Genomic DNA, 21,273 nt, shown 5'->3' on the forward strand with positions numbered 1-21,273 from the left:
GTGTACTCGGCCAAGAGGTTGCTGACGCGCGTCGGTAGTTGATCAAGAGAACACCTCCGGGCGTAGGAGAGATGCCTGTCTTCACCACAACCGGAGGTATAGGCGGCCACGGGACGCCGGCCGCGACCGTTGCAGGGCGGCATGCTGACCACCGCGTCGCCCGGCTGGGCGGTGACGGTCGTGGAGATGCCCACCACGTAGTGCAGCCCGCGTTCCTCCAGACCGAGCCGGAACGCGGCGGTGTCTCCGAAACCGCCGTCGGCGACGGCCAGGGGGACGTCGATGCCCCAGGACCGGGTCTCGTCGATCATGTCCAGGGCCAGCTGCCACTTCTCCATATGGCCCACCTCGGGCGGGATGCCGCACCGCTCACGGCGGGCCACCCTGACGGGATCGGCCTCGGGCGAGGCCCATTCGAGGACGACCAGACCGCACCGCCGCACCTCGCCAACCCCGCGGAATCCTGGGACACGACGCACAGTCCGACACGCCCACCCTCGGGTGAGGCCGCCCGTCACCCAAGGCGAAACCGGCTACCGTCGCCGTCGGCTAGCCACGTACGCCGCTCCGCCAATGCCGCGCGTCCACGCCGCGCGGTCCGCGGGAACCAAGGCGCGCCGGAGTCCCGCTCCGCATGTGCCCGTGCACTCATCGACCCGACTGCCCGACATGGCCGTTGCGGGGGCGCGTGGAGCCCCAGGAAGGTACGCCATGTCCAAACACCGATCGAGCGCGTACACCCGCCGGATCCGCGCTCAGATGGATCTCACAGGCCATCCCTACCAGGCAGCCCGCCGGGCTGTACTCGCCAAGCGCGGGGAGAACACCGGCACGCCTGCGAAAGTGATCGGGGTGCTCAGCGACCTCGACCTGGACGACACCGCTGGCATGGCGCTCGAAGTCGCCGCCGTCTGGGCCCGGTCAGGGCTCCGGGCCTTGGTCGTCAAGGAAGACGCCGAGCCACTCAACGTCTTCACCCCGCCTCGTCTGCGCCCTGCCGTTCCGCGCCCCGAGGATCAACGTCCGGTCCGGTGGGAGCAGTTCGGCCTCCCCGGGAAGGGCGTGCTTGGCACTCTGACCATCCGGCACGACTACGCCGACGGCACAATGCCCGACGACACGCTGCGCGCGGCACTGGACCAGGTGCGCCCGCACTTCGACCACGTCCTGGTCGTGCGGACCATGTGGGCCTCCAACGCAACGACAGATGCGTGCGTCGCCGTCGTGGCCGACGAGCCGGCGCCGCGCCACACCCGCCAGTGGGCATACGAGAAAGGAGCCAAGGTGCGGCGGGAACACCCCTACACGCCTGCCCAGGCCGCCGCGATGCTGTGCGACCGCCATCGCCAGCGCCTCACCGCCCACGACCAATTCCTCCCAGCCCCTCTCGCCGGGCTCGTGACCTACGGCGTCCCCGACAGCGAGCAGGACGACTTCTACGACACCGTCCTCAGCGAACTGGCGAAGCTCGGAGCACCGATCCTGAGCAACATCCTCGACGTCCCCAGGCGCTCTCGTCACGGCCAGCCACGTCCCAGCCTCATGGATCCCGACTCCGCAGCGGGGGTCGCCGTGCACAGCGCTGCCAACGCCATCTACGAGGCTTTGCCGCGTCTCCCCCACCGATAGCAGCCACGACCTCGCGGGTCCCAGGGATGCGGCTGTGCCCTGGCACGGCGTGCGGCCGTATCAGGCGCCGAGCGGGCTCCGTCAGCCTGCGAGAACAATGTGCGGCGCGCCCTTGCCTGACGGGTCGCGATGCTCGAGGCCAAGGTCGCCGGTCACTCGCCGGCCATCCGGGCCGAGGCGCGGGTACGCAGCCAACTGTGGAAGGGGAGGATGCCGCGCACCGCCGTGCATCGACGAGCGGTCGCCAGGGGCCGGGGGCGGCCGGCCTCTGGCAGACAGGTGCGCCCCCGGCGCGCCGCGTGCCCGTACCGGGCCGCAGGGAGGGATGGTCAGACAGGAAACGACGTACGGAACACCGCCACCGGACGCGTCACCATAATCGGGATCCACGTCGACGGTGGCCTTCTGGGAGTCGATCTCTCGCCGCACTCGGGCTGGAGCGGGCCTCAGGTGACGTCACGTGTGGGTGCGGCCCCGGCCGTACTGCGTCCCGTCACCGGGGGTCGGGGCCTCTCCCACACACTCCATGCTGGTGCAGGCCACTCGGGAACCTACCGTGTTCGGGCGCGCCAGCGGACCGGTTTCCCTGCCCAGCTCCGACCGAGGCCATCAGCGCCTCACAACCGGGTCATCGGTGCAGCAGACCAAGGGGACACGGTAGGGGCAGGCCGACAGGAATGAGGAGCGGCCTGCCCCGTGGCGTCCACCGTAGCTGCGTGCGGTGGCAGTACGCAGTTTCTCGTCGGCGGGTCTTCCCAGCTCACTCGTCATCGACCGCACACCGACCTGACATGCCGTCACTGACCAACCCACTGACACCAAACCCGGCAAGGAGAGCCCAGGCAGCAGCGCCGGCGACGGGGTCTGTGCTGCTGCCCGCACCCCCGAGGCCCCTGTCGCAAGCTCGCACGAAGGACTGCCGAAACAAGGGCGACGGCCGCGGTCCGAACTTCCACGGCCGTCCCTCGGTAGCGGGCAGCGGCGCGACCGCAAAGTCCACCGCTGCCCGCCGATCCGGGTAACCCCCGCCGGCTGCGAGCGGGGTCCAGGGAGACGACGGCCTGGAGGTGTGTGCGGCCGACGCGCTCCCCTCCCACCCATACGCCCCCAAGGGCATCCCGCCACTCGCGCCCCCCGGCAAGACACGGTCCGAAGCCGTCTTGTCCGTGCCCTCCCCTTGTCGACGCAGCCCGCGGTGGGATGCACTGGGCCACCCGGCGGCGCACCCTGTAGAGCATGGAGAGCGCGCCAATCGTCGTGCACCGGCCGTCCGCAGCGGGTGGCCGACGGGTGACGGCGCACCACCACGGCCGTGCCGAAACCCTGGGGGTGGCATTCTCCGACCACGACCTGGTGGTGTTCCTCGAAGCCGCGGGCGTGACGGAACCGGAGAACGCGATGGACGATCCGCAACTCGTGGAATGGCGCGGCGCCCGCCCTCACCAGTTCTACGCTGTGTGACTCCGCCCGGGGGCGACTCAGTCGGTGGTGTCGTCCGTCATGTCGACGTTGGCTTGGGTGGCCCACTGCTGTACGCGGGGGCCGTAGCGCTGTGCACTCCAGTACTTGGTCCGGATGGTGCCGTCCGGGGTCATTTGGAGCGCCTCCGGGTAGCCGAAGTGCTGGATCAGTCCCGCGGCGAGAGCGGAGGTGGCCGCGATCAGGCCCGGTCCGTCTTCGGCTAGGTCGTCGATGTCGAAGACGGACGTCGCCTGGGGCGGCTCGGCCACCTGGTGGCTGCCGAGTGTGCCGCTGCCCCGGGGTGCCACTGTCCGCCCTTGGTGGCGGAGCCGCGACGTCCTCGGGCAGTTCCATCAACGAGCAGGGCAGCTCGGTGAGGCACAGGCCGAGGGACTCGCCCGGGCCGGTCTCCAGGAAGGTGAACCAGCCGCGGTCGTCGATCCGCCCCACGACCCAGCGCTGGGTGTCGTCCTCGTGGTCCGGGTCGTTGTCGAGGCCGGAGGTGAGGTCACCACAGGTCCGGGCTGTAAGGCTGCGTCCACAATGCGACCGACAGCGTGACCGCCTTCAGCCATGCGTGGTACATCTCGTCCACCTCCTGTGCCGACATCCCCTCCTGCGCGAGAAAGTCGCGGACCGTCACCGTGATCGGGACGATGAGAGCGATGAGATCGCGCAGCGGCACGTACTCCGCCGACGACTCGACGCCGTCGGTGCGATTCTTCTTCGCAGTGTGGTGACGCAGCGCGATCTCGTGCTGGTAGGCGAGCCATCGTTCGTCGTACTCACGCGTGCACAGGTCGCTGATCCAGCGACCGAAGCGCGCCCGGACGGCGTCGAGATATGCGCCATTCGGATCACCGTCGACTCCGGCGAATGCAGCCACCAGGTGCGGGTTGGCGCCGACGAAGCCGTACCAGACGTCGAGGATCGCTTCGGTCTGTGGCACCAGGATGTCGCCGGCCCGCCTGAGCGCTTGTACATCGGAGTCGCTCCAGAGCAATGAACTCTGCAGCATCTCAAGGTCGGCCATGGACACAGGGGACGGCGTAAGGCCAGAGTCGTCGTAAGCGTAGCCTGCGGGGGTTGTGGACATGGGGCTTCCCTTCCATGACAGACGCCCGGAACGTAGGACTCCTCTGACTACTAGCGCGAGGCCGGCCGTCCTCCGTGCAGGCTCGCGGAAGGATGGGCGCCCGGAAGATCGACGGCTCACCCGGCCACAGCATCATCAGCGGATACCGTCACTGCGGCACGCCCCCGAGCCGGTTCCAGCTCGTCTCGACAAGCACGCCGCGCTGCGCGAGCGGCTGAGCCTGAGTCGGCATCCCGAATTCGGCGATGCTCAGCGCCTCGGTGTGATCTGCGCGTGCGGACCAGGTCGGCGCCTGGTCGAGGGCGACTGCCTGGGCGATCGTGAAGTGGTCAACGGTGGTGCGCATGGCGGCTCCTCCTGAGGGCCGCTCCCCGGACCAGCCCGGGTGGCGGGCGGGTGTTCAGGCGGCGGCGGGCAGGAGCTGGTTGCCGGTGCGCTGCCAGTACCCAGCCAGGGCACGGTCGGCGCGCGTCGAATAGACGCCACTGTCGGTCACCTTGAAGCCGTCATCGCACAAGACGTACTGAACACCCGGGAACATCTGGGCGGTCTTGGAGTCAGCCGGGTAGTCGACCACACAACGGAAGCGCTGCGGCTGACCAAGAACCCAAAGAGTGTCCCCCGGGGCATAGTCGGCGGGTCGCACGAGCACCGTGTCCTGGGGACTTACCATCCCGTGGATGGAGCCGCGTCTACGGGACGGCCCTTAGCCAACCCGGCGCAACGTTGCACGCTGGTTGCACCGGCGGGGCGTCGCAGATTCACTCGTGAACGGAGCGCTCGCCCGCGGGCGGGATCTCGTCAGGGGCCGGGGTGCGATGCCCGCGCGCCGAGCTGCGGAAGGCGATGGGTGTCAGACCGGTGCGCTGGTGGAAGTACTTGGTGAAGTGCGTGGCGCTGGAGAAACCGAGCTGGGCCGCGATACGGGCCGCGGACAACTCGCCGTGCGCGAGCAGGCGCTTGGCCTCCAGGACGACCCGGCGGTCGATGAACTCCTTGGCCCCGACGCCGCCGGCGGCGAGCGTCGCCCGGGAGAGCGTACGTGCGGAGTAGCCCAGAGCCTGCGCATAGTCCTCGAGGCGGCGGGTGCGGGCGAAGTCGCGCTCGACCGCGTCACGGAACTTCGCGTACGCCGAGCCCGCCTCCGGAGCGGGACCGTCGGGCGGCGACGTCAGATGCGCGAGACGCAGAAGGAGGACGTCCAGCAGATGACGCAGCACCGCGACATGGACGTCGAGCGGCATCCGCAGCGCCGTGCGGAACTCGAGCTCCAGTTGGCGGACGGCACCGCTCAGTGCGGCGGCATCATCCACGTGCGGGGTCCGCACGACCGAGCCGTACGGGTCGTCGAGCCCGGCGGCGGCCGCGGTGGCCGGATCCGGGAAGTCCCGTTCGAACAGGATCAGGGTCCCGGCGGCCTGGGTGATGTCGCCCCACATATGCACCTGACCGGGTCTGATCCACAGCCAGGACCCGGGCCCGAGTACATACTCGGCGAAGTCCACGGTCTGGCGCAGACTGCCGTCGCCGAGTAGGAGCAGGACGTGGAAATCGTGCCGGTTGGGCCCCGCCAGCTGTTCGGCGCCGACACGGGAGCGCAGTTCCGCGAGTGTCAGGACCTCCACCCCCGCCGGGGTGCCGATGGGTGGAGAGAAGGTGAGCTCAGGGATCATTCATGAGCTCCTTGTCGGTTTTTCACCAGACCGTGTCGCCAGCCTATCAGCGGGGTGGCCCGGATCCTGCCCTAGCCTGCGGCGGAACGCGGCCGGGGACAGTCGCTCAAGGCGTGAGCCCGGTGCGTTTCCGTACGACCCGTTCGGTGATCACAGGAAGGGACTCCGTCCCATGTCGGCAAAACTGGACAACGCGCTCGGGCTCTATCTGGGCGGAATTCGCGACGGCGCCCTTCGCGAGGCCCTCGACAGATCCATCGGTGATCGTTACATCCAGCACAGCACCGGAGTCGCGGACGGCAAGGAGGGATTCCTCGCCTTCTTCGAGCCGTTCCTCGAGCGAAATCCTCAGCGGGACATCGAGGTCGTCCGTGCCGTCGAGGACGGGCCGTACGTCTTTCTCCACGTGGCCCAGACCCTCGGTGGAACGACTCGATGGGTGACCGCCGATCTCTTCGACACCGACGACAACGACCGCATCGTCGAGCACTGGGACACCATCGCCCCTGGCGGGCTCACCACACCCTCCGGCCACACCAAGACGGACGGAGCCACGCGGATCACGGATCTCGAACGGACCGCTGAGAACAAGGCCAGGGTCGCCGAGTTCATCGCCGTGGTTCTGCAGGGCGGCCACATCGCGAGGATGGGCGACTACCTTTCTCACGACCTCGTGCAGCACAGTCCGCACATCGCCGACGGCGTCGACGGTCTCAGGGACCACCTGACGGGCCTCGCCGCGGAGGGGAAGGCGCTGACCTACCGCACGGTGCACCGGCTGATCGGCCAGGGTAACTTCGTGGTGACGCTCAGTGAAGTCGACCTGGGTGGGACACCCCTGGCCGTGTTCGACGTCTTCCGGCTCGAGAACGGTCGCATCGTCGAACACTGGGACAACCCCGAACCGGTTCCCGGTCCGGCCGAGGCCAACAACAGCGGAAAATTCTGACGAGCGCGGCATCCGCGCGGCGCCCCGTGCGCCCACGCACCGGTGGATGATCGACTTCCTGTCCGATTGTGACCTCACCGGTTCGGAAATCGGCCTCGTGCGGCGCGGTGGCCCCGGCAACGGTGGAGGGTAGTCGGCGGACGACGGGTCCGCCGCACCCCGCACCATGGGATACGCGCATCATGAACAACAAGGATCTGGTCCTGACGGCCGTGTCGGAGCTCTTCGGGGACAAGGACCCCTCCTCCGTGGACCGCTGGGTCTCACTCGCCTACCGGCAACACAGCGCCCTTGCCGCCGACGGCCGCGAAGCCCTGCGCGAGCTGGTCGGCTCGCTGCCGGCGGACTTCCGCTACGAGCCGGTCCGCGCCATCGCCGACGGAGACCTCGTCGCCCTGCACGGGATCTATCACGGCTTCGGCCCCGGGCCGCAGGTCGCCTTCGACCTCTACCGGGTGGAGGACGGCAGGCTCGCCGAGCACTGGGACGCTCTCGCTCCCGTCGTCGAGGTGACCGTCAGCGGCCGTTCCCAGACGGACGGCCCGACCGAGCCGGGCGACCCGGAACGCACCGAAGCCAACCGCGAGTTGATCGCCGAGTACGCCGAGAAGGTACTCAAGGGCGCGGACTACTCGCTCTCCGGCGTGTTCACCTCCACCGAGACCTATCTCCAGCACAACCCCGAGGCGGGCGACGGGCTGGACGGATTCGGGGTGGCCGCGGCCCGCTGGGCCGAGGAGGGCAAGCAGGTGGTGTACCGGACGATCCACCGCGTCATGGCGGAAGGGGACTTCGCGCTGGTGCAGGCGGAGGGCGAGTTCGGCGGTCCGGTCGCCTACTACGACCTGTTCCGCATCGCCGACGGCAGGATCGTCGAGCACTGGGACGTGATCGCCCCGATCCCCGGTCGGCTGCCGCACGGCAACGGTCTCTTCTGACGCACCGGCGCACGACACGGCGCGGGGCGGCGGGGCCGGCGAGCGGCTGCCTCCGCCCCGCATCCCCCCCGCATCCCCCGGAAAGCAGAGGACCGATGGCCACACCCATGACCGAGACTCAATGGCATGCCTTCGTGAGCGAGGGCACCAGGACCGCGAAGATCGCCACCACCCGGGCCGACGGACGGCCGCATGTCGCGCCCGTCTGGTTCCTGCTGGACGGCGGCGACTTCATGTTCACCACGAGCAAGGGCTCCGTCAAGGGCAGGGCGCTGATGCGTGACGAGCTTCGTCATTCGGCCACTTGGTCTCCAACCTGACCGAATCCGTCATGGGACCTGGGCGCCTGTACGGAAGTGCCGAAGTCGGCGCAGGCGCACGGGTCCCGCTGTCGGACCGGAACCCGTGAGGCCGCGTCCGTCAGGGACGCGGCCTCCGTGCGCGTGTGCTGCCCGCAGGCCTTCAGCTGGGTCGGTCATGCCTCAGCGGATCAGGGATCGTAGCACCGGAATGCTCGCCCCGAAGCCAGTCAGCCCGGCGAGGACCGCGCTGGCGACGGGCCCGCCGCTGAGGAAGGTCAGGCCCCCGACCACCGAGCCGATGAAGGCCGCAGCGAGGAGGATGAGGGCGGTATGCACCGTCAAGAACGGTGCCGGATCGGGCTGCTTCGGCAGGGGGCGGCTGGGCGTCGTCATGTTCTTCTCCTTCGAACGGCTGGGTCCCCGGGGCCGGGCCGGCGGCCGGCGTCGGCTTGGGCACCACGCTGCGGCCCGAAGGAAGATCAGCTCCCAGTTGCGACAAGCAACTCTGACCGAATCGGCAGCGACCCGGAACGGGCCCCGCCGTGGTCCCCCGTCGGGCAGGATGATGCGATGAGTCGCGACAAGGGGGGCCGCCCGGTCCGGCGGCCGCGGACGCTGGACCGGGCGCTGCCGGCACCGGGTCCGTTGCGGGACCTGAAGGACCTGCTATACGAGCTGTACGCGGCGGCGGGCGCGCCCAGCCTCGACGTGATGGCCGCGGACGTCGCCGAGGACGACGAACTGTCAGGTGCGCCGAGCCGGGACACCATCGGACGCTGTATCAGTTCGCCTACCCTGCCGCCCGGCCAGTCGGACGCGGTCGCAGTCTCAGTCGTGCTGGCACGCCGGGCCAGGTGGGACGAGTACGACGTGGCCGCACGGGTGCGCGCGCTGTGGGTGGAGGCGCTGATGTGCGTCCCCGCGGGCCGCCCGATCGGCGAGTACGACGACCGGCTCGTCCTCGACGACCTGGAGGTGCACCCGGCGCTGTCCCCAGCGGCCGCCGGCACCGAGCTCGGCGCGTTGCCCGCCTACGCCGCCCGGGGGTTCGACGCGGAGCTGGCCGAGGTGGTCGCCGCCGTGGTGGCGGGCGGGCGAAGCGACATCGCGGTGCTGGTCGGCGGTTCATCGACGGGCAAGACCCGGGCCTGCTGGGAGGCGGTCCGGCGGCTGCCGGACGGCTGGCGACTGTGGCACCCAGTCGAGCCCGACCGCGCGTCGGCCCTGATCGGACAGCTGGACCAGGTGGCGCCGCAGACCGTGGTGTGGCTGAACGAGGCCCAGCACTACCTGCTCGACCCGGAGCACGGCGCGCAGGTCGCCAGCAAACTTCGTGCCCTGCTCAACGCGCCCGACAGGGGGCCGGTTCTGATCCTGGGCACCATCTGGCCCGAGCACTGGGCCACCCTCACCTCCGAGTCGAGTCGGGGCCCGGACCCTCACGCGCAGGCCCGCCAGCTGGTCAAGAACCGGAGCATTGCCGTGCCCAGCGTGTTCACCAGTGAGGACCTGACGGCGGCCCGCTCCTCGGCCGCCGGCGATTGCCGCCTGGCGGAAGCCCTCCAGCACGCCGAACAAGGGCAGATCACGCAGTACCTCGCGGGCGCACCCGCCCTGATCGAACGCTATCGTGCGGCGCCGCCAGCCTCGCGGGCGCTGATCGAGGCCGCCATGGACGCTCGACGGCTGGGCCACGGTCTCGCGCTTCCGCAGCCCCTGCTGGAGGCCGGCACCGAGGGCTACCTCACCGACATCGAGTGGGACCTGCTGGACGACGACTGGCTGGAACGCGCCCTCGCCTACACGGCGATGCCGCTGCGCGGTACCCGGGGCCCACTCACCCGGATCCGCCCCCGGGCCGGGCATCGGTCGGAATCCGACCAGCCGGCCTACCGCCTGGCCGACTACCTCGAACAGCACGGCCGACAGCGCCGACACGGCGACCGCGTACCCGCCGCGGCGTGGGACGCACTCGTCCGGCACGCCGCCCCGGGCGACCGTGCCCGCCTTGCGACCGCTGCCCGGGACCGGGGCCTGCTGCGGATCGCGATGCGCCTCTACGCCGCCGCCGCGGACGGCGATGGCACCGGCAGGCACGAGGAATGGCGGCTGGCGTCCGCCCTACTCAAAGACGCGGGCCGGACGGAGGAGTGGCGCACCTGGCACCGCCGTGCTGTTGCGGCCGATGACGCCGAAGCCGTCCACACCGAGGCGCGGATCCTGCGGGAGGCGCGGGGGGTCAACGCGGCGCTCGCCTGGCTGCGGGGTGCCGTCGACGCCGGAAGCCTCGCCGCAGTGCGTGCCACGGCCAGGATGCTGAAGGAGGAAGGACGGTTGGAGGAAGCGCTCGTCTGGTTCCTGCGTGATGCCGAGGCCGGTGCTCCGTTGGCGCTGCACATCGCCCAGACTCTGGAGAAGCTGGGCCGGATGAACGAAGCGCTGCCCTGGTACCAGAAGTCCTTCGAGCAGGGCGACTCTGGCTCCTTGCAGTGGGTTGCCCGCAGGCTGGATGCGGCGGGCCAGCGAGAGGAGGCGCTCGGCTGGTACCTGCGGGCCGTCGACATGGTCGGCGGTTTCCTCTTCCTCGACCGCGCGGCGGAGTTGATGGAGAAGTCGCACGGCACGGAAGCGGCGCTCGCGTGGCTCGGCGAGCGCGCCGACGCGGGGAACACCCACGCGCTTGGGGCGGCAGCCTCGCTGCTGGCGGAGGCAGGGAGGGACGAGGCGGCGTTCGCCTGGCTACGGGAGCGGGCCGAGGCCGGCAATGCTGGGGCCCTGCGGGAGGTCGCGGTGATCCTGAAACGGGCGGGGCAGAAGGCGGAGGCCCTCACCTACTACGACCTCGCGGCCAGAGCGGGCGACGAGCTCGCCCACATGTGGGGCGCGGAGATGCTGAAGCTGGCGGGGCAGGAGGCGGAGGCGCTCACCTGGTACGAGCGCGCCGCCGATGCGGGAGCCACCTACGCCCCATTGCACGTGGCGAGGACCCTGCAGGAGGCGGGCCGGGTGGAGGAGGCCCTCACCTGGTACGTGCGTGCAGCGCCAAAGGACCCTGGCGAGCTGGGCAGGGCGGCATCGATGCTGCGGGACGTCGGGCGTCGGGCGGAGGCGCTGGTCTGGTACCGGCGCGCCGCTGACGCTGGGGACCGCAATGCCCTGCGGTCGATGGCGGAGCTGCTGGAAGAGATGGGCCGGGCCGAGGAGGCCGCCAGACTGACGCGGTACGGCTGGGAGCCCGACGGCACGATCGCCGAGCCGTGGGAGGTGGCGGAGGGAAGGGAACCGGACGGCGGCGGGCGCTGAGCTCGGGCCCAGTAGTCGGAGGGGTGCTCGGTGCGGCTACGTGTAGGAGGGCGGCCACGGTGGAGGCATTGGCGTCGAAGAAGGCCAAGAGGTGGCCGGTGAGCGCCGCGTGTTGGCGTAGGCATGCCAGGTGGCAAGGAAGCCCGCGGTGACGGTGCGGTGCTGCGCCCGAGGCTCTGGCGCGGTGAGTTCGTTGCCTCCGGCAGCCGAGGCCGAGGCCGAGGCTGGAACGCCGAAACGCACCAGGAGGAGCCCACGTGCCACGTGCAGTGATCACACGAACCGTTTTCGGGCCGCGAGCTGCGGAGTTGAAGCTTGCGTCTGCAGCGGGGAGCGCTCCGGAACCTAAGGGCCCGCTGCGGCGAAGGTCACGCCGCGCTGCTGTCGCGCGGAGCCCCCACCGTTTTCGGCCGGCCGGTCTGCTCCGCGGCGGGCTCGGCCACGGGCAGGCCGCGCGGCATCCGGCTTGCCCCGATGGCGATGAACAGGGCAACGCCGACGGCCGTGGCGATCCCCGTTCGCAGCGTGGTGGCCTCGGCGACGAAGCCGATGAGCACCGGGCCGACGAGCAGCCCCGCGTAGCCGATCGCCGACACCTGCGCGATGGCGGCGTCTGAGCGGCCCGGGACGGCGGCCCCGGCCAGCGACATGCACAGGGGCACCACAACGCAGACCGCCAGACCCGTCAGGCCGAACCCGGAGATGGCCCAGACGGCGGAAGGCGCCAGGACCACCAGGAGCACCCCGATGGCGGTCGCGACTCCGGCCGCCGCGAGGATCCCGCGGCTGCCGAAGCGCGGACGCAGCCGGTCGCCGAAGAGCCGCCCGGTGAACGTGGCGACCTCGTACAGCGGATACGCGACGGCAGCGACTGCCTCCGTCGTGTGCAGTTCCCGCGTCAGGAGTAGGCCGCTCCAGTCCGCTACCAGGCCCTCGATGAGGAGCGCCATGAAGGCCACGGCGCCGATCAGGTAGACGATGCCGGGCAGGCCGCGCCGGTGCTCGGTCTCGTCCTCCTCGGCCGGCTCGTCGAGGTACGTCCGACCCACCGTCAAGGCGAGCGGGAAGGAGACGGCTGCGACGCCCAGCACCGAGGCGGTGTACGGGACGTCCAGCGAGGCCAGCAGCACAGCGAGAAGTCCGCCCGCCACCGCGCCGGCGCTCCACCCGGCATGGAACCCGTTCATCAGGGGCCGCTCGGCACGCCGTTCGACCAGGCTGCCCTGGGCGTTCATCATCGCCTCGGCCACACCGGAGGTCACCCCGAAGCCGGCCGCGGCGGCGAGCAGCACCGGAAATGACGGGCTGAGGCCGATGAGCCCGACGGAGACGGTGACCAGCGGCGTACCCACGCGCAGCAACAGCCGGTTCCCCAGAGCCGTGACGATCCACCGCATGCACTGCATCGTCACCGTGGCCGCGACGCCCCAGGACAGGATGACCAGCCCCACATCGCCTGTGTCCAGACCCAATTTGGTGGCCAGTCCCGGCAACCTGGCTGCCAGGATGCCGTTCACCACACCGACGAGGGCGAAGGTGGCGACGACACCTCTGTGGGCACGTCGCAGGGCGCTTGCCGGGGAACTCCGCATGGTCCGTTCTTCCTGTGTGCGCTTACGGGTAACTGCCACGCAAGTCAAGCCTGCACGGCAGAAGTTTCCTCTTGAACGGAAGTGTGCCGGAAGACTTGCGCTGATTACTAGATCATCTCGTAGGATCTCCACACCGGATGACTGGGGGGAGTTGGGACAGGTGCGGCTGCCATCAGCAGCCCGTGACCCCTTGCAGGCCCATTTCTTCCCGCATCCCCATGCTTCCCGTGATCCAGCCGACACCGCGGCGCCCCGACGAGGGCCTACCGCGCGAGTGAAGGACGAAGGATTGATCTCCCGACTGCACGACCCCGCGTCGCGGGGCTTCGCCAGCGACAACTACGCAGGAATACACCCAGACATCCTGGCCGCCCTCACCACCGCCAACGAAGGCCACCAGGCGGCGTACGGCGACGACGCCTACACCGAACGACTCCAGCACGTCTTCCGCGAGCACTTCGGCGAGTACTCGCGCGTCTACCCCGTGCTCACCGGAACCGGCGCGAACGTGGTGGGGCTCCAGGCCATGAATGTGCCCTGGGGCGCCGTCATCTGCGCCGAAAGCGCCCACGTCAACACCGACGAATGCGGCGCCCCGGAGCGGATCGCCCACGTCAAACTGCTCACCGTGCCGACCCCGGACGGCAAGCTCACGCCCGCACTGATCGAACAGCAGGCAGGAGGGCGGGGCGACGTGCACCGCGCCCAGCCGACCGTCGTCGCCATCACCCAGCCCACCGAACTCGGCACCCTGTACACCCCCCAGGAGATCGCCGACATCTGCGCCTACGCGCACGACCGTGGCATGACGGTCTACCTCGACGGTGCCCGGCTGGCCCACGCCGCAGCGGCGCTCGACGTGCCCCTGCGCGCCCTCACCACCGACGCCGGCGTGGATGTCCTCTCCTTCGGGGGCACCAAGAACGGCCTGCTGCTGGGCGAAGCCCTGATCGTGCTCAACCCGGACGCCGTCCGCGGCACGAAATTCCTGCGCAAGGCCACGGCCCAGCTCGCCTCCAAGATGCGCTTCATCTCCGCGCAGTTCATCGCCCTGATCGAATCCGGACTCTGGCTGGCCAACGCACGCCACGCCAACGCCATGGCGCTCCGCCTGGCCGAAGCCGTCGCCGGCCTGCCCGGCCTACGCATCGTCCGACCGGTGCAGTCCAACGCGGTCTTCGCCGTCCTGCCCGCCGACGCCACCGCCCGCCTGCAGAAACGCCACCCCTTCTACGTGCGCGACGAACGGACGGGCGAGGTCCGCTGGATGTGCTCCTTCGACACCACACCGGACGACGTCGACGCCTTCGCCGCAGCCATCGCCGAAGAACTCGCAGCCAGCCGGACGGATCCGGAAGCGGTGACGCGGTGAACGCCGACCGGGATCTCAGCGGACAGCCCTTCCCCTCGCGCGTGCGCCGCGCCCCCTTCACGGCAGACCACGCCGTCGAAGCCGGGCTGAACTGGAGCCAGCAGGAGATCTGGGCGCTGATCGAGAAGTCGGCACCCCACGATCACGTCTACAACGTCGTCGAGGAGTTCCGCGTACCGCCCGCCGCCCGACCCACCGAGGACGACTGCGTCGACGCACTCTCCTTCTTCCTCTCGCGTCACGAGGCGTTGCGCTCGGTCTTCCCGAAAGGACGGGACGGCCGCGTCGTTCAGCGCGTGCTGACCGAGGGGCACATGCCCGTCGAGTTCGTGAACACGCTGACGACCGCGGGCGAGGAGATCGAAGCGATCAAGGCGTTCTTCGCCACCCGGCGGTTCGGGTTCGCCGATGAACTACCCCTGCGCCTGGTGCTCCTGGTCACCGACGGCCTCGTGTGGGGCGGGGTGTACGTCTTCTCGCACATGGCGGTCGACTGGTATGCCCTCCAGCACCTGGACGACGAGGTGACCGAGTACTTCCGCAACGGCCGCACGCTGCCACCGCTGCCGCCCGGCACGATGACCTCGGCCGGCCTGGCAGCCTGGCAGGAGTCTCCCGCGGGCATCCGCAAGCGCGACCGCACTCTGGCCCACGTGGCCTCGCTCTACCGCGACCGGCCGCCCCTCGGGCTGCCTCCCGCGGTGGCAGATCTCCCCGACGAGACGGCGTACCGGCAGGCGGCCCTCCGCTCGCGCGCCGCCCACCACGCGGCCGCCCGTATCGCTGACGACACCGGCCTGAGCGTCGCGGCCGTCATCGTCGGCGCGACGGCCCTGCTGCTGCGGGGCCTGACCGGAAGCGACCGCATCGACCTGCACCTGACGAGTTCGCAGCGCTTCGGCCGGGACAGCCGCACCGCCGTGGCCACCCTGATGCAAGAGACCTACTTCTCGGTGGACCTCGCGGGCGCCGATTTGCCCCAGGCGGTTAAACGGTCCTGGCTGTCGGCCATCACCGCCTTCCAGAACTCCGGGTGCGACGCCGACAGCATGAACCGGCTCCTCACCGAGCTGGGCGACGGCCCGGACGCACCGCTGTGGTTCCCCTACTGCGTCAACGACCGCCGCACCCTGCCGGCGGACGCGGCCGTACGGCGCGACGTGTCCGCCGCCGCCATGCTGGCCGACACCGTCCTCACCTGGCTCCCGGTCACCGAGCAGGAGCCCTTCTACCTCATCGTCGACGACGGGGAGGAAGCAGGCGAGCACGACGGTTCCCACCTCGAGTTCTCGCTGACCTGCGACATCCGGCACGTCACCGAGGCCGCCATGGAGTCCTTCCTGCGCGAACTGGAGCACTCGCTCGTCACGCTGGCCGACTCCGCCGCATGACCGGAGCCGCCGTCCCGGCGGCCGCCACGTACCAGCACCAACCGAAAGCACGCATCACCATGGACGATTCCGGCTTCAGCACCATGCTCGCGCGTCTCTCCGAGAAGTCCCGCGACGACTACTACAACCCGTACACCAAGTTCACCTGGCCCGACTCCGTGCCCGAGGAACAGTGGTGGATGAACTCCGACTACCTCACCGTCTCCGGCACCGATCTGATCGACGACGAGAAGACGCTGAAGGCACTCGCACGCTACGAGACCGTCAACTTCTTCAGCCTGCACGTGCACGGAATCCGCGAGCTGATGATCGAGGTCGCGAAGCGCATCCACACACCCGACTTCGCCGACTACAACGAATACCTGCACCACTTCATCGGCGAAGAGAACGCCCACATGTGGTTCTTCGCCGAGTTCTGCTACCGGTACACCGGCGGCATCTACCCCGAGGCAGCCTCCCCGCTGCGCCGCGAGGGGTTCGGAGACCTGTGGGACGACGTGATCGTCTTCTCCCGCATCCTCATCTTCGAAGAGATCTTCGACTACTACAACAGCCGAATGGGCAAGGACCCGCTGATCCCGGACATCCTCCGCGAGATCCACTCGGCACACCACCACGACGAGAGCCGCCACGTCGCCTTCGGCAAGCAGCTCGTCAAGCGCCTCTACGACCGCGCCCTGGCCACCGACCCAGACCGCCGCGACGAGATCGAGAAGTACGTCAAGGACTACATGACGTACTCCGTGCGCAGCCTCTACAACCCGCAGATCTTCCGCGACTGCGGCGTCGAGAACCCCCTCGTGGTCCGCCGCCAGGCGCTGTCGCACCCGGTGCGCGAGGCGTTCCACGTCAAGCTCATGGCCCGCGTCGACCGGTTCTTCGTCGCGAGCGGAATCTTCAGCACCTCCTGGGGGAGCGACCATGTCAGCGCCTGAGAACACGACCGCCACGACGGCCACGAACGCATCGATGGAAACCGTCCTCGACTTCCTCCGCAAGCTCAGCCCCTCCGTGGAGACCATCGCCTGGGACCGCGACCTCATCGAAGCCCGCATCCTCGACTCACTCGCCTTCGTCGAGTTCCTCCTGCTCATCGAGGAACTGACCGGCGAGCCCGTCGACCTCGCCACGACGGACGTCAACAACTTCCGCACCCTGAACCGCATCAACGCGCTGCTCACGAAAGGTGCCGGCCATGCGCACACCTAGCCCCGAACTCCGCGCACCCGTCGCCGTCACCGACGGACTGGTCACCCTCGGCCCCGACGCGGTACGGCTCCGGGCCGCCCTCGACACGGTGTTCACCGGCTGGGCTGCCACCGCTGGTGCCGCCGAGGTCCTCTACCCGCCGCTGATCCCGGTCGCCGACCTGGCGCGCTTCGACTACTTCACCAACTTCCCGCACCTGGTCCTGGCCGCGGCGGCGGTCAACACGGACGCGATCGCCGATCTGCCGACGCACCCCGCCAAGCCGGGCACCGCCCTCGGCGGCCACCAGCTGGCAGAGGCCGGCCTGGTCCTGCCGTCGGCCGCCTGCTACAACGCCTACCTGTCACTGACGGGAACCCACATCGACGAGCCGGCCAGGTTCACCACCATCGCGCAGTGCTTCCGGCGCGAGACGCACTACGACGGCCTGCGCCGCCTGCACGGCTTCACCATGCGCGAGATCATCGCCGTCGGCGACGCCGAAACGGTCAAGGACCACCTCACCACCCACAAGGCCCTCGTCCTCGACTTCGCCGCCCACCTGGGCCTCACCCTCACCACCGACGTCGCCACCGACCCCTTCTTCGACGCAGGCGGCTCACGGGCCGTGATGCAGCGGCTCTTCCCCACCAAGGAGGAGTTCGTCGCCGACGGCGGCCTCGCGATCGCCTCCGTCAACTACCACCGCAACTTCTTCGGTGAGCGCGCTGGCATCACCTACGCGGGCGAGGAGGCCCACACCTCGTGTGTGGCGTTCGGGATCGAGCGGTGGCTGCACGTCCTCGCGGACTGCTTCGACGGCGACTGGGCGGCCGCCGAGGAAGCCGTCAGGTCCTTCCCCACGCCGCAGGGGGCCTCGTGACCGGCTTCCTCATGCCGGCCGAGTGGGAACCGCACGAGGCGTGCATGCTGGCCTGGCCGCCGTGTGAGTCGCTGTGGGGCGAGAGCTTCGGCTCCGTCGAGCGGGAGTACGCGGAGATCGTCCAGGCCATCGCCGCCTTCGAGCCGGTGATCGTGCTCGTCCTGCCGGGCACGGCGGAGCGCGTGCGGGCCCTGTGCGGGGTCGAGATCACCACCGTGGACGTTCCCATGGACGACGCCTGGCTCCGGGCGACCGGGCCGATCGTCGTCCACGGCCCGCGGGGCCGCGTCGGCGTGGACTTCCGCTACAACTCCTTCGGCGAGAGGTTCCACCCGTATGCGCAGGACGACAAGATCACCGAGCGGCTCCTGCCCGTCCTGGGCATCGACCGCCGGGCGACCATGACGGTTCTCGAAGGCGGCGCGATCAGCGTCGACGGCGAGGGCACCCTGATCGCCACCGAGCAGTGCGTCCTGAACGCCAATCGCAACCCACGGCTCGGGCGCGCCGATGTGGAGGCGGAGTTCGAGGCCCTGCTCGGCGCCACCGAGGTTATCTGGCTGCCCTACGGCCACCTCGCCGGCGACACCGACGGGCACGTCGACCACGTGTGCCAGTTCATCGCGCCTGGGCGGGTCCTGGTGGAGGCGTGCGGCGACCCCGCACGCCCCGATCACGCCCGACTGAAGGCCAACCGCGCCGTACTGGAGGCCGCCAACGACGCAGCCGGACGCAGCCTTGAGGTTCTCGAACTGCCTCCGCAGCAGCCGGTCCGCGTCAACGGCCAGGATGCGGTCGTGAACTACATGAACTTCTACATCGCCAACGGCGGAGTGATCATGCCGCTGGCCGGCACCAGCCGGGACGCCGAGGCGCTGGAAGCGGCCGCCAAGGCGTTCCCCGAGCACCGCGTCGTCGGTGTCGAGGCGACCGCGCTGGCCACCGGCGATGCGGGGATTCACTGCATCACCCAGCAACTCCCCGCTCCGGCGCCTGAAGCGGGGGTGATCGCCGCCGGATGAACCACCACCCGCACCGGCCGAAACTGCCCGGGCAGCTCGACCGCAGCCCGTTCTCAGAGCCGTGCTCACCCTGGTCCTCCTCGCGTGTCGAACGGATCAGGGTGTGGCCGCTGCGCATACGGGCTTCGTGGACGGCCCAGACCAGCGGGGGGCGCCCTTCCCACACCCGAGCGTGCCGGTCTGCCGGCGCGTGGCAGAGCTTCTCCCAGGCGCCCGCACCCTGCACAGCTGCGGCCGGCCCCAGCGGAGCCCGCACCGGCCGTACGGCGGTCAGCGTGGCGTGTGGCGGGCGGGGCATCACAGAAGGTGGGCTGGGCGACTACCGTTTCGCCGCCGTGAAGGGAACGCGATGCTCACTCACCGTCTGGACCAAGGGGTTCTGGTCATCTGCTGCTCGTACGACATGTACCGGGCCTTGAGGCTGCAGCGGGCTCGGGTACGGGCGGTCGCCCTGCGCTGCGAGCAGCTGGTGGACGCGGCCGCCGTGGCCGGACAGCTGTCCTTCGCCGCCGACCGGGAGCACCGGCTGCGCGCCGAGCAGGCCATCGACGCGCTCAACGCCCGCTTCGGCCCTGGCATGGTGGGGCCTGCGGCGAGCTACCTGCAGGCCGGATGACTCCTTGGCGGTTTCAGGCCTTGGGTCGTTTGGAGCCCTTGCGGCCGTCGGCAAGCTGCTCGAGCAGTTCGGCCGGCTCCGGCCGGGTGCCGCTGCCGAGGTAGCGGATGCCCTCGCCTTCCGGAGCGGTGCCGGCGTCCTTGCCGATCGGGTGGCGCCGGCTGGTCGCGGTGCGCCATCCGTACCGCTCGTCCCACACCAGCGCCGGCGAACTCTGGCCTGCGGCGAGCGGGACGGCGGCCGCCAGGTGCTCGCCTGAGAGTTGGCGCACCTCGACCTGGACCGGCTCGGCGACGCCGGCCTGGGCGAGGGCGTCGGCGACCTGCTGCAGGTACGGGCGGGCGCGGCGGATGCGCAGTTCTGCCTCGGCGATCGTCGCGGCGCCGCGGTGGGTGACGGTGGGGTAGCCGAGGCGCTCGGCGGCCTCGAGCGGGGTGAGCTCGGGGGTGGCCTCGACCAGGTCGGCGATGCGTCGGCCGCGGAGCTGGGCGAGGCCGGCCTGGGCGGTGGGGAACTTCGCGACGCCCAGGGTGTCGGCGACCTCGGTGAGCGTGATGGCCGGGTTGTCGTCGAGGAGTTCGGCAATCCGGGGCAGGATTTCATCGCGCGGGATCATGTCGCCGCTGCCGGTGCGGCGGCCGCCGCCGGCGCCGCGGCCGGGCCGGTCGGCCTTGTACTCGCGCACCACGTGGCGCGGCCAGTGTTCCGTACCGTCTCCTTCGGGGACGAGGACAACGTGCTCGGTCAGCTTGGGGTCGCTCTTGTACTTGTTCCAGCTGGCCGGCGTGACGCCGAGCTCGGCGGCGGCCTCGTGGCGGTCCAGCAGGTCCTCGTCGTCGTCGACGTTCGGCAGGACCGGGACGCTCTGGCCGGCGTGGAATGCCTTGGTCTGCTCACTGTCCCACAGCAGTGCCCTCGAGGTCGGCGAGCTGATCGGGGTGGGGTGCCCTTCCTGAGTGTGGGGTTTCTTGTTGCGGAAGGTGCCGAGCGGCATGCCCAGTTGGGCGGCCAGGTCGGCCATGGTCTGTGCGTACTTGAGGCGTCCGGCGCGGATCATCTGCTTCGTTTCTCCATCACGGTGCGGGCGGGGCGTCGGCGAGGGCGCCCCGCCCGGGGCGGGCGTCAGGTGGTTGCGGGGTCTGGCAGGCGGTTCGGCAGGTACGGCTCGCCGGGCTCCGCCTCGCATCCGTCGCAGCTGCGGGTGGCGGCGTCGATGAGCGGCCGCAGGTAGGTGAGGGTGCCGGCGGTGTGGGTGAGCGGGACCAGGTAGGTGGCGGTGATGATGTAGAGGGTGTGCGGGGCGCGGCGCGTGGTGTGGACGCGGATGCCAGCGGTGTCGCCCGGGGCCGAGCGAGGTCCGGCAGGAGGAGGCCGTCTGAGTGCCACTGGACGGTGACGTCGGCGGCCAGGTCGCGGGCAAGTTCGGCGGCCGCGGCTGCGGCGGTGGTCGGCCACGAACGGCGTGCGCTGTGAGAGTCGGCGTGGCGTGCGGCGTCGATGACGGCGGGGGGCCTCGAGTTCCTGGACGCGAACGTCTGTGTCGCGCCGGGCGAGGTAGATGGGCACGGGCTGCTCCTGGTGTGAGGTGTGTGTTCGGTGCTGGCGCGCTGCCACGACACGCCAACGAGACAACAATACCGTCTTTGCGTCACCGTCGGCAAGAAAGCGCGTGCCCCATGTGGCGCCGGGCGGATACACTCGCCAGCGAGACCACCTCTCGGGTTCTCCCGCGGAGTGTGTGTTTTCGGTTGGCCGGCGCCCTTGCCACCCGCTTCGGCGGATTGGGCGCCGGCCTTTTGCGTGCCCGCGAATCGTCAGGCCGCCCCCGTCTCGCATCAGCCAAGCAGCACAACGGGCA

Annotated in this window: 21 protein-coding genes and 2 pseudogenes; 13 read left to right on the top strand and 10 right to left on the bottom strand. The window is 70.1% G+C overall.

Going from position 1 to position 21,273, the window contains the following annotated elements:
- Positions 1-410 (bottom strand): annotated as a pseudogene (locus AC068D_RS34570) (transposase); the annotation flags it as partial.
- Between the two features lie 301 nt (positions 411-711).
- On the opposite strand from AC068D_RS34570, the gene AC068D_RS34575 reads away from it, so the two are divergent.
- Positions 712-1,629: a hypothetical protein gene (locus tag AC068D_RS34575; protein WP_478827107.1), complete on the top strand. Its 918-nt coding sequence runs from the start codon at positions 712-714 to the stop codon at positions 1,627-1,629.
- 1,236 nt (positions 1,630-2,865) lie between these two features.
- Complete coding sequence (locus tag AC068D_RS34580) at positions 2,866-3,090, top strand: hypothetical protein (protein ID WP_478827108.1); 225 nt, start codon at positions 2,866-2,868, stop codon at positions 3,088-3,090.
- A gap of 17 nt (positions 3,091-3,107) precedes the next feature.
- On the opposite strand, the gene AC068D_RS34585 is transcribed toward AC068D_RS34580, so the two are convergent.
- The 5 genes from AC068D_RS34585 to AC068D_RS34605 form a co-directional block, all read right to left on the bottom strand.
- Complete coding sequence (locus AC068D_RS34585; protein ID WP_478827109.1) at positions 3,108-3,398, bottom strand: hypothetical protein; 291 nt, start codon at positions 3,396-3,398, stop codon at positions 3,108-3,110.
- A gap of 200 nt (positions 3,399-3,598) precedes the next feature.
- The gene (locus AC068D_RS34590; RefSeq protein ID WP_478827110.1) at positions 3,599-4,123 is read right to left on the bottom strand and encodes a protoglobin domain-containing protein; all 525 of its coding nucleotides are present in this window, start codon (positions 4,121-4,123) and stop codon (positions 3,599-3,601) included.
- A 211-nt stretch (positions 4,124-4,334) separates the two neighbouring features.
- Entirely contained in the window at positions 4,335-4,532 is a 198-nt protein-coding gene (locus AC068D_RS34595) for a hypothetical protein (protein ID WP_478827111.1), read from the bottom strand.
- Between the two features lie 54 nt (positions 4,533-4,586).
- Positions 4,587-4,859, bottom strand: a complete 273-nt coding sequence (locus AC068D_RS34600) for a hypothetical protein (protein ID WP_478827112.1) — start codon at positions 4,857-4,859, stop codon at positions 4,587-4,589.
- Positions 4,860-4,947: 88 nt separating this feature from the next.
- A complete protein-coding gene (locus AC068D_RS34605; protein ID WP_478827113.1) occupies positions 4,948-5,859 on the bottom strand; it encodes a helix-turn-helix transcriptional regulator in 912 nt (303 codons plus the stop codon).
- A gap of 172 nt (positions 5,860-6,031) precedes the next feature.
- On the opposite strand from AC068D_RS34605, the gene AC068D_RS34610 reads away from it, so the two are divergent.
- From AC068D_RS34610 to AC068D_RS34620, 3 genes and pseudogenes are all read left to right on the top strand, one after another.
- Positions 6,032-6,808, top strand: a complete 777-nt coding sequence (locus AC068D_RS34610) for a nuclear transport factor 2 family protein (protein WP_478827114.1) — start codon at positions 6,032-6,034, stop codon at positions 6,806-6,808.
- Between the two features lie 182 nt (positions 6,809-6,990).
- Entirely contained in the window at positions 6,991-7,746 is a 756-nt protein-coding gene (locus tag AC068D_RS34615) for a nuclear transport factor 2 family protein (protein WP_478827115.1), read from the top strand.
- Between the two features lie 95 nt (positions 7,747-7,841).
- Positions 7,842-8,030 (top strand): annotated as a pseudogene (locus tag AC068D_RS34620) (pyridoxamine 5'-phosphate oxidase family protein); the annotation flags it as partial.
- Between the two features lie 198 nt (positions 8,031-8,228).
- Here AC068D_RS34620 and AC068D_RS34625 read toward each other — a convergent pair.
- Positions 8,229-8,441, bottom strand: a complete 213-nt coding sequence (locus AC068D_RS34625) for a hypothetical protein (protein WP_478827116.1) — start codon at positions 8,439-8,441, stop codon at positions 8,229-8,231.
- Positions 8,442-8,618: 177 nt separating this feature from the next.
- Between AC068D_RS34625 and AC068D_RS34630 the strand changes: the two genes are divergently transcribed.
- Positions 8,619-11,351 (top strand): hypothetical protein, encoded by a 2,733-nt coding sequence (locus AC068D_RS34630; RefSeq protein ID WP_478827117.1) that lies wholly within the window; start codon positions 8,619-8,621, stop codon positions 11,349-11,351.
- Positions 11,352-11,719: 368 nt separating this feature from the next.
- Here AC068D_RS34630 and AC068D_RS34635 read toward each other — a convergent pair whose 3' ends face one another.
- A complete protein-coding gene (locus AC068D_RS34635) occupies positions 11,720-12,943 on the bottom strand; it encodes an MFS transporter (protein WP_478827118.1) in 1,224 nt (407 codons plus the stop codon).
- Positions 12,944-13,232: 289 nt separating this feature from the next.
- Here AC068D_RS34635 and AC068D_RS34640 point away from each other — a divergent pair, with 289 nt between their 5' ends.
- From AC068D_RS34640 to AC068D_RS34670, 7 genes are all read left to right on the top strand, one after another.
- Complete coding sequence (locus tag AC068D_RS34640; RefSeq protein WP_478827119.1) at positions 13,233-14,315, top strand: threonine aldolase family protein; 1,083 nt, start codon at positions 13,233-13,235, stop codon at positions 14,313-14,315.
- A complete protein-coding gene (locus AC068D_RS34645) occupies positions 14,312-15,706 on the top strand; it encodes a condensation domain-containing protein (RefSeq protein WP_478827120.1) in 1,395 nt (464 codons plus the stop codon). The genes AC068D_RS34640 and AC068D_RS34645 overlap by 4 nt, the downstream gene beginning before the upstream one ends.
- Positions 15,703-16,641: a diiron oxygenase gene (locus tag AC068D_RS34650; RefSeq protein WP_478827121.1), complete on the top strand. Its 939-nt coding sequence runs from the start codon at positions 15,703-15,705 to the stop codon at positions 16,639-16,641. Before AC068D_RS34645 ends, AC068D_RS34650 begins: the two co-directional genes overlap by 4 nt.
- Positions 16,628-16,915 carry an acyl carrier protein gene (locus AC068D_RS34655; protein ID WP_478827122.1) on the top strand — a complete coding sequence of 96 codons (288 nt, stop codon included), beginning with the start codon at positions 16,628-16,630 and terminating at the stop codon, positions 16,913-16,915. Before AC068D_RS34650 ends, AC068D_RS34655 begins: the two co-directional genes overlap by 14 nt.
- Positions 16,902-17,777: an aminoacyl--tRNA ligase-related protein gene (locus AC068D_RS34660; RefSeq protein WP_478827123.1), complete on the top strand. Its 876-nt coding sequence runs from the start codon at positions 16,902-16,904 to the stop codon at positions 17,775-17,777. Before AC068D_RS34655 ends, AC068D_RS34660 begins: the two co-directional genes overlap by 14 nt.
- A complete protein-coding gene (locus tag AC068D_RS34665; RefSeq protein ID WP_478827124.1) occupies positions 17,774-18,799 on the top strand; it encodes an agmatine deiminase family protein in 1,026 nt (341 codons plus the stop codon). The genes AC068D_RS34660 and AC068D_RS34665 overlap by 4 nt, the downstream gene beginning before the upstream one ends.
- 349 nt (positions 18,800-19,148) lie before the next feature.
- Positions 19,149-19,415, top strand: a complete 267-nt coding sequence (locus AC068D_RS34670) for a hypothetical protein (RefSeq protein ID WP_478827125.1) — start codon at positions 19,149-19,151, stop codon at positions 19,413-19,415.
- A gap of 13 nt (positions 19,416-19,428) precedes the next feature.
- On the opposite strand, the gene AC068D_RS34675 is transcribed toward AC068D_RS34670, so the two are convergent.
- Together AC068D_RS34675 and AC068D_RS34680 are read right to left on the bottom strand one after the other, a co-directional pair.
- Entirely contained in the window at positions 19,429-20,472 is a 1,044-nt protein-coding gene (locus tag AC068D_RS34675) for a DUF6292 family protein (RefSeq protein WP_478827126.1), read from the bottom strand.
- A gap of 65 nt (positions 20,473-20,537) precedes the next feature.
- Positions 20,538-20,801 carry a hypothetical protein gene (locus AC068D_RS34680; RefSeq protein WP_478827127.1) on the bottom strand — a complete coding sequence of 88 codons (264 nt, stop codon included), beginning with the start codon at positions 20,799-20,801 and terminating at the stop codon, positions 20,538-20,540.
- Positions 20,802-21,273: the final 472 nt, after the last annotated feature.

Source organism: Streptomyces sp. NPDC043861 (genome assembly GCF_056435905.1).